The sequence below is a fragment of the Arthrobacter sp. 2YAF22_2 genome, from assembly GCF_052114645.1.
Classification (GTDB): Bacteria; Actinomycetota; Actinomycetes; order Actinomycetales; family Micrococcaceae; genus Arthrobacter.
In genome coordinates this window covers 1-7,992 of the sequence record NZ_JBFRFD010000122.1, presented here as the reverse complement: position 1 = coordinate 7,992, position 7,992 = coordinate 1, and the positions used below count along the sequence as shown (strand labels likewise).

Annotated in this window: 7 protein-coding genes; 4 read left to right on the top strand and 3 right to left on the bottom strand. The window is 69.8% G+C overall.

Annotated features, from left to right (window positions below; genetic code table 11):
* The 4 genes from AB4Y86_RS07145 to AB4Y86_RS07130 form a co-directional block, all read left to right on the top strand.
* The coding region (locus AB4Y86_RS07145) for a thiamine pyrophosphate-dependent enzyme (RefSeq protein ID WP_441401381.1) at positions 1-396 on the top strand (396 nt) is incomplete at its 5' end.
* The gene (locus AB4Y86_RS07140; RefSeq protein ID WP_441401379.1) at positions 389-1,429 is read left to right on the top strand and encodes an alpha-ketoacid dehydrogenase subunit beta; all 1,041 of its coding nucleotides are present in this window, start codon (positions 389-391) and stop codon (positions 1,427-1,429) included. The genes AB4Y86_RS07145 and AB4Y86_RS07140, both read left to right, overlap by 8 nt.
* Positions 1,422-1,751, top strand: a complete 330-nt coding sequence (locus AB4Y86_RS07135; protein ID WP_043482513.1) for a biotin/lipoyl-containing protein — start codon at positions 1,422-1,424, stop codon at positions 1,749-1,751. Before AB4Y86_RS07140 ends, AB4Y86_RS07135 begins: the two co-directional genes overlap by 8 nt.
* 4 nt (positions 1,752-1,755) lie before the next feature.
* The gene (locus AB4Y86_RS07130; protein ID WP_441401377.1) at positions 1,756-2,583 is read left to right on the top strand and encodes an alpha/beta fold hydrolase; all 828 of its coding nucleotides are present in this window, start codon (positions 1,756-1,758) and stop codon (positions 2,581-2,583) included.
* A gap of 138 nt (positions 2,584-2,721) precedes the next feature.
* Here the strand turns inward: AB4Y86_RS07130 and AB4Y86_RS07125 are convergent, their stop codons facing one another.
* The 3 genes from AB4Y86_RS07125 to AB4Y86_RS07115 form a co-directional block, all read right to left on the bottom strand.
* A complete protein-coding gene (locus AB4Y86_RS07125) occupies positions 2,722-4,053 on the bottom strand; it encodes an MFS transporter (protein ID WP_441401375.1) in 1,332 nt (443 codons plus the stop codon).
* 245 nt (positions 4,054-4,298) lie between these two features.
* Positions 4,299-5,660 carry an MFS transporter gene (locus AB4Y86_RS07120; RefSeq protein ID WP_441401373.1) on the bottom strand — a complete coding sequence of 454 codons (1,362 nt, stop codon included), beginning with the start codon at positions 5,658-5,660 and terminating at the stop codon, positions 4,299-4,301.
* Positions 5,661-5,760: 100 nt separating this feature from the next.
* A partial coding sequence (locus AB4Y86_RS07115) for an SbcC/MukB-like Walker B domain-containing protein (RefSeq protein WP_441401371.1) occupies positions 5,761-7,992 on the bottom strand: 2,232 nt, incomplete at its 5' end.

Genomic DNA, 7,992 nt, shown 5'->3' with positions numbered 1-7,992 from the left:
GTCGTCGCCGTCGTGGACGGCACCCGCCGCGCCTTCGCGCACGCCCGGGCAGGTTACGGCCCGGTGCTGATCGAGGCCATGACCTACCGCCGCGGCCCGCACTCGACCTCCGATGACCCCGGCCGCTACCGCACGCTCGATGAGGAGCGCGACGATGCCGGCGAAGATCCGCTGGAGCGCCTCCGGCGGCGGCTGCTGGCGGACGGGACCGCGGACGAGGCCTTCTTCGCCGAGGCCCTCGCCGCCGCCCAGGCCGAAGAGGAACACATCCGCGCCGGCATCCAGGCCCTCGGCTCCCGACCGGGAGCGGAAATGTTTGACCTTGTCTTCCAGGAAACCACCCCTGCCCTGCAGGCCCAGGCCGCCAACTGGCGCGAGGAGTCCGAACATGTCTAACTCTATTCTTGAGGGCGCCAGCGTGGACGCCCCCGCCTCCGTCACCGTGATGTCCATGCAGCAGGCGCTCAACCGGGCCCTCGACGAAGTGCTCGCCGACAACCCCAAGGCTGTCATCTTCGGCGAGGACTGCGGCCGGCTCGGCGGTGTCTTCCGGATCACCGACGGGCTGCAGGCCAAGCACGGCGCGCAGCGGGTCTTCGACACCCCGCTGGCGGAATCCGGCATCCTTGGCATGTCCGTGGGACTGGCCATGGCAGGGTTCCACCCCATCCCCGAAGTCCAGTTCGACGGCTTCGCCTACCCGGCCATCAACCAGATCATCTGCCAGATCGCCCGGATGAACTACCGCAGCCGCGGCGCTCTGCCGATGCCCATTACCCTGCGCGTGCCCAGTTTCGGCGGCATCCGCGCCCCCGAACACCACGGTGAGAGCCTCGAGGCGCTTTTCGCCCACGTGCCGGGCCTTAAAGTGGTGTCGCCGTCGAACCCGCACGAGGCGTACCACCTGCTCAAGTTCGCCGCCACCCGCCCGGACCCGGTCATCTTCATGGAGCCGAAGTCCCGCTACTGGCAGAAAGGCGACGTCGATCCGGGCTCCGCCGATCCGGCCGGCGGCGCCCCCGAAGGCAGCAAGGTCATGCGCGAAGGCAGGCACCTCACCCTCGTCGCCTGGGGCGCCATGGTGGCCCGCTGCCTGCAGGTGGCAGAGCTCGCCGCCGAGGACGGCATCGACATCGAGGTGCTTGACCTGCGTTGGCTCAAGCCGATCGACGCCGCCGGCCTGGCGGCCTCCGTGCGGAAGACGCGCCGCGCCGTCGTCGTCCACGAGGCGCCGCTGACGTCCGGACTGGGCGCCGAGGTGGCGCAGCTGATCACGCAGAGCTGCTTCGACACGCTCAAGGCGCCGGTGGAGCGCGTCACCGGCTTCGACGTCCCCTATCCCTCGGGCGACCTGGAAGACGAATACATCCCGAACATTGACCGGATCCTCTTCGGCATCCAGCGAGTATTGGAGTACAAACGTGGCTGAAATTTCCTTCCCGCTGCCGGACCTCGGCGAGGGCCTGATCGAGGCGACCGTGCTGGAATGGCTCGTCTCGCCCGGCGACCAGGTGGAACGCAACCAGCCCCTCGTGGAAGTCGAAACCACGAAGTCGGCCGTCGAATTGCCCAGCCCGCAGGCGGGTAAGGTAGTGCGTATCCACGGCGGCCCCGGCGACAAAATCAATGTCGGCGAGCCGTTGATCGTGTTCGAAGTGCCGGACAACACCGCCGGCATCGTGGGCACGGTCCCGAAGGAAGAGGCACCGAAGCGCCGGGTCCGCCTGAGCGCCGTACTTGATGAGGACTGACACCATGAGCGGCAGGCATACCGGCGAACAGCATTCCCACACCGTCGAGGGCACCGATCCCCGGCTGTATGTCGGGGTGCACGATCCCGCGGACGACGCCGGCCTGCGCCCGGTGCTGCTGTTGCATGGTTTCTCGTCCTCCGCCAAGCTCAACTGGGAGGACACCGGCTGGATCGCCGCCCTCACCCAGGCCGGCCGCCGCGTCATCACCGTGGACCTGCCCGGCCATGGCCGCAGCGGCGCGCCGGAGGACCGGGACTCCTACTCCCCCAGCCGGATCCGCGCGGACCTGCTGCAAATCGCGTCCGATTCCGGCGCGCGCCCGCTGCGCGCCGGCGACCCGGCGAGCGGGCTGGACGTGATCGGTTACTCGCTGGGGGCCCGGCTGGCCTGGGAATTCGGTGCCACCCAGCACGAACTGGTCCACCGGCTGGTCCTGGGCGGCCCCAACGTGGCGGACCCGCTGGCGGACTTCGACCTGGTCGCCGCGCAACGCTATCTGGCCGACGGCACCCCGATCACGGACGAGTCGACCGCCGGTCTGCTGAAGATGGCGCAACTGCTGCCGAGCAACAACATCTTTGCGCTGCTCTCGCTGGTCGAGGCGATCAAGGACGAGCCGTTCGACCCGGCCGAGGCGGTCCCGCCGATGCCGATGCTGCTGGTGGCCGGGGAGCAGGACGAGCGCGCCGCGTCCATGCCCGAGCTCGCCACGCTGGGTGCCAAGGCCGGCTCGATGGTGGAACAACTCGTCCTGCCCGGCCGGAACCACACCAACGCGGTCACCAGCCGGGCCTTCAAACAGGGCGCCATCAGCTTCCTGGCCGTCTAGGCCCTCCCTGAGGGCACAACGTAGTTAACAAGCAAACGCGGGGTCACTTTCGCGCCGGTCCGGAGTTTCCGGACAAGCGCTAGGTGACCCCGCGTTGCTGTGGTGCCGCGTTGCCGTGTTGCCGTGTTGCCGTGTTGCTTAGTGCTTGCTGAGGCCCAACGGGAGGCCTCGGGTCTCCTTGGCGAGGACGACGCCGACGGCAGAGATGACGCAGAGGATCATGATGTAGATGCCGATGGACCCGGTCCAGTGCGTGCCCTGCAGCAGGGCCTCAGCGATGGTGGCCGCGAAGGCGCCGCCGAGGATGGCACCGAAGGCGTACCCGATCGAGATGCCCGAGTAGCGGACGTTCGCCGGGAACATCTCGGCGTACATGGCGGACATCGGGCCGTAGGACAGGCCCAGGCCGACGGTCAGGACGAACAGCGCCACGCCGTAGAGGACGATGTCTTTGGTGTCGATCAGGGCGAACATCGGGATCATCCAGGCGAAGACGATTGCGTAGCCGATCAGGAAAGTCTTGACCCGGCCGATCTTGTCCGACAGCCAGCCCCCGACCAGGGTGAAGATGAGCCAGCCGAAGGAGGCCAGGGTGGTGGCCAGCAGGATCTGCGGGGTGGGCATCTTCAGCGTCTTCGTGGCGTAGGAGATGAAGAAGGCGATCAGCAGGTAGCCGGCCGCGTTGTTGCCGATGAAGATCATCGTCGAGTAGAGGACGGCCTTCTTGTGCTTGCGGATCAGCTCGCCCAGCGGGGCCTTGCTTTCCTCTTTGCGGTCCTGCATCTCCTTGAAGACCGGGCTTTCGGCCACAGCGCGGCGGATCAGGTAGCCCACCACGATCAGCACAATCGAGAGCAGGAACGGCATCCGCCAGCCCCAGGCAGCGAAGTCCTCCTTGGACATGCCGGTGTTGAGGAAGTAGAGCAGTCCGGTGGCGAGGATCATGCCCACCGGCACGCCGATCTGCGGGTAGGCGCCAAACAGGCCCCGCTTGCTCATCGGAGCGTGCTCGACGGCCATCAGGGCGGCGCCGCCCCATTCACCACCGGCGGAGAAGCCCTGGATGATGCGCAGGGTGATGAGCAGGATCGGGGCCCAGACGCCGATCTGGGCGTAGGTCGGCAGCACGCCGATCAGGGCCGTGGCGGCCCCCATCATCACGAGGGTGAAGACCAGCATGGCCTTGCGGCCGAGCCGGTCGCCCAGGTGCCCGGCGATGATGGCGCCCAGCGGACGGAACAGGAAGCTGATGCCGATCAGCGCGAAGGACAGGATCTGCGCCAGGCCGGGGTTGGAGTCGTTCAGCGGCGCGAGGAACAGCGGGGACAGCAGCGTTGCTGTCAGCTGGGCGAAGATGAAGAAGTCGTACCACTCGATGGTGGTGCCGACCAGGGTCCCGGCGAGGACCTTGCGTTCCTCATGCTTGCTGCTCGGGCCGGCCTCTGAATCGACGGTTGAAGTTGCGGTCATTGAAACTCCATTGCTTGGGGCAGAGGTACTGCCCGGGTGGGTGCGAAGTGAAACTGGATGCCTCGTGATTACTGATCGAACGGTCAGTTGGTATTCGAGATCATACTATGAAACATGTGATAAACCACACATGTGTCGTCAAAGCGTCGACCGGCGGGTCGGACCCGGTGGTGCCCAGGCCCAACTGGGTCGCAGTTGTTGTCGGTTTGAGGGCTGGGAACGACAACTAGTGCGACTCAGTTGGGTCAGGCTGCGGGAGCGGTGCCGGCCCGGCGCCGGAGTACGACGGCGGCTGCCGCACCGAGCAGGAACAGCGCCGACGCGGCGCAGACCGGAACCAGGAACGCCGCCGAATAGCCGCTAGCTTGTGCGAGCTGTCCGGCGATGGACGAGCCGATGGCGGTGCCGGCGACGAGGCCGCTGGCCAGCGCCGTCATCACGGTGCCGAGTTTCCCGGCCGGGGCCACGATGCCGCCGATGGCGAACACGGTGACCATCAGCGGACCCACCGGGAGGCCCAGGACCAGCAGCACGAGGATCATCGGCAGCGCGGTCGAGGGCAGCAGCAGGAGGGCTGCGAGTCCGGTCATCAGGGCCGCGCACGCCAACCAGCGGGCCGGGATGCCGAAGCGCCGGGGCCAGTACGCCACCGACAGCGCCGCGGCGGCGGAGCTCAGTCCCATCACCGCGTACAGCAGTCCCGCCACCTCCGGGCTGGCGAAGCCGGCCGAGAAGGCACTCAGCGAGGTCTGGGTCGAGCCGAAGAAGGTTCCCATGCAGACCATGGCCAGGACCGGCAGCCCGACGGCGGCGAAGCCGGCCGCGCGCTGCGGCATCGTCAGGGCTTTCCGGCGCTGCCGCTCGGCGGCCGCGCTCACGCCGGTCCGCGCCGGGGTGCGCGGCACCGCGCGGTGCGTCGGGTGCACGGCGAAGGCCGGGACCAGGGTGAGGGTGAGCGCGGCGGCCAGGGCCAGCGGCAGCCACGGCGTGATGAGGCTGGCCAGGATTCCCACCAGCGCGGGACCCAGTACGAAGGTCAGTTCGTCGGCGGTGCTCTCATAGGACAGGGCGGTGTCCAGATCGCCGGGTTGACCGCCGTCGGCGCCGGTGCGGGAGCTCAGCGCCATCCAGCGGACCCGGGCCAGCGGGCCGACCTGGGGGCAACTCGTTCCGGCCACGAACGCGGCAGCGAGCACCGGCACGGCGGCGGACACTTCCTGGGCACCCGGCACCAGGTACGCGGCGAAGATCAGGGCGGTCACTGCCGCGGTATTGAAGACGGCGGCAAAGAGCAGGACGGGGCGCTGGCCCAGCCGGTCAGCAAGGGCTCCCAGTACGGGGGCGCCGAGGGCCGAGCCGATCCCAACGGCACCGGCTGCGGCGCCGCCCACCGCGTAGGATCCGGTTACGGCGGTCACGAGGGTCAGCGCGCCGACGGTCAGCATGGCCAACGGGAGACGGGCGAAGAGCCCCAGCGGGATAAAGCTCGGGCCGGCCAGCAGTGGCAACCGGGCGAAGCGGCCGCGGCCGCTAGGCGCCTCGGGGGCGTGCGCGGGCTCCGGGGCTGCTGCGGCAAGGGACGTCGGGGACGACGGAGAAGGATTCATGGTTTCGGGTTCGTTCGATAGTGCGCATCGTCCCCCCTCCCGATGCGCGCGACCCGGTAACCCTCCAATTGTAGCCGAACGTGCAGCCGAACGGCCCGTCTCAGGCCTGCCCGTCATCGGAGRCGTGCAGGGTGGATCCGTTGCGGCCCTTGACCACCTGCAATTGAGTGGTGATCCGTTGCTTCATTTCGGCCACGTGGCTGACCAGACCCACCACCCGGCCGCCGTCACGGAGTCCTTCGAGGGCGTCCATGACTTGTTCCAGGGACTGCTCGTCGAGGCTGCCGAAGCCCTCATCCACGAACAGGGTCTCGATGTCCACACCGCCGGATTCCATCTGCACTACKTCGGCGAGGCCCAGGGCCAGGGCAAGCGAGGCCATGAACGACTCCCCGCCGGACAGGGTGGCGGTATCCCGGCGCTGGCCGGTCCACTGGTCCACCACCTCCAGTCCCAGCCCGGACTTCTGGCCGCGGGCTGCCTTCGCGTCGGTGTGTTGCAGGGTGTACCGGCCGTCGCTCATGCCGATCAGCCGCTCCGAGGCCGCTGCCGCCACCTGCTCCAGCCGGGCGGCGAGCACGTAGCTGTTCAGGCTCATGCGGTAAGTGTTGTCGCCGCCGCCGCGTGCCGCGTCGGCCACGGCAGTCCACAGCGCCGCCCGTTCCCGGGGACCCCGGCCGGCGTCGGCTTGTTCGGCGTACTTGGCGGAAATTCCGCCCAGCGTCCGCACCGATTTCCCGGCGAGTCCGGAGGCGAGCACCGCCTCGCGGGCGTTGCGTTCGGCCGCGGCGGAGTCGGTCCGGAGCTGATCGAGTACGCCCGGGTCTGCAGGGCCGTCAGCGGCCAGCTCACGGGCGGCCTGGCCGAGTTCTTCGCCGGCGAAGAGTTCCTCAAGCCGGGCCGCTTCGTCCTGCCCGGCGCGGAGCGCCGCTTCCAAACCGGCCGCGTCGGCGGCCGGAAGCAGCACCGCGCGGGCCGCAGCGGCAGAGTCGAATCCGGAGGCAGGCAGGGCCTGATCCAGCTGCGCGCTGGCTTCCGCGGCCCGTGCCCGGGCCTGTTCGAGGGCGCTGGCGGCCGCATCGGCGCGCTCGAGCAGTGCCGTCGTGCCGTGGACTGCGTCAAGGCGCGCCCCCAGGCTCGCGTGCCCGGAGCGCAGGCCCGCCAAGGCGCCCTCGAGGCCGGTAGCCTGCAGCTGCACCTCACCGAGGGCGGACACCGCGTGGGCGATCCCCGCAGCGGCGACGGTTTGGGCTTGTTCAGCAGCCGATATCTCCTGGTCCAGCTCGGCCCGCCGAGCTCGGTTGGCCGCCAGGTCGGTGGCGGCGCGGGCGGCTTCGGCGGCCCGCGTCTTCGCCAGCGCTGCGTCGGCGCTGGCAACGCCGGGGTCGGTGTCGCCGCCCTGCGCGGCCAGCACGGCGAGGTCTTGCTGGGCTTCGCCGAGCTCGCGTTCCAACGCCGAGAGCACGGTCTCTGCGGCTTCGGCAGCATCCTGGGCGGTCTTTTCGGCCTCGGCGATGGCCAGGGCGGACGCCGCAGCCGGAGCGGGGGCGGGATGCTCGGGGCTGCCGCAGACCGGGCACGGCTGGTCTTGAAGCAGTTGGGCCGCGAGTTCCGCGGCGGCATTGGCCAGCCGCTCCTCCCTCAGGTCAAGCCAGCGCTGCCGGCGGTCCTGGTGCTGGTCGCGGGCGTGGCGGTGCCGCTCGGCGATGCGCGCACAGCCTTCCGCGGCCGAGGTGTGCCTGCGAACGATGCCGACCAGCTCGTCCGCGGCGGCGGCCTCCTTGGTCCGCAGCTGGAGCTCCGCGGCAAGCTCCTCGAGCGGGGCCAGGGCGGCAAGGAGCGCCGCCGATTCTGCGCGCAGGGTCGCCAGGACGGCGGCTCCGGAGCGGCTTGCCGAGTGCAGCCCGTCCAGGCTGCGCTGCAATTCGGTCCCGCGGGTGAGCAGGGCAGCAAGCCGTTCCTCGTCCGGCAGCCGTTCTTCCAGTACGGCCTGGAGCGAGCGCAGCCGGGCGAGCCCGTTCCGGAGCACGGATCCGTCAAGCGGCGCACCGCGGCCCGGAAGCGCGGCCCCTGCGCCCGGCGGGGTGCCCGGCAACAGGTCCGGGAGCGCGGCGAGCTCGGGGTCGCTCAGCGCCGCTGCCCGCAGCTCAGCGGCCGCCGCCTCAGCGGCCAAGCCAGCCCGTTCCTCCGCGGCCCGGGCGCTGTCCACGGCCTGCAGCTGGCCACCGAGCACCTCGGCTTTGCGGTGTTGTTCCAGCCGCATGGCTTTGTTCCGCAGCTCCGGGGCGGCCGCCTCGGCGTCGGCCTTGCGGTGTTCGGCGGCCGCCAGTTT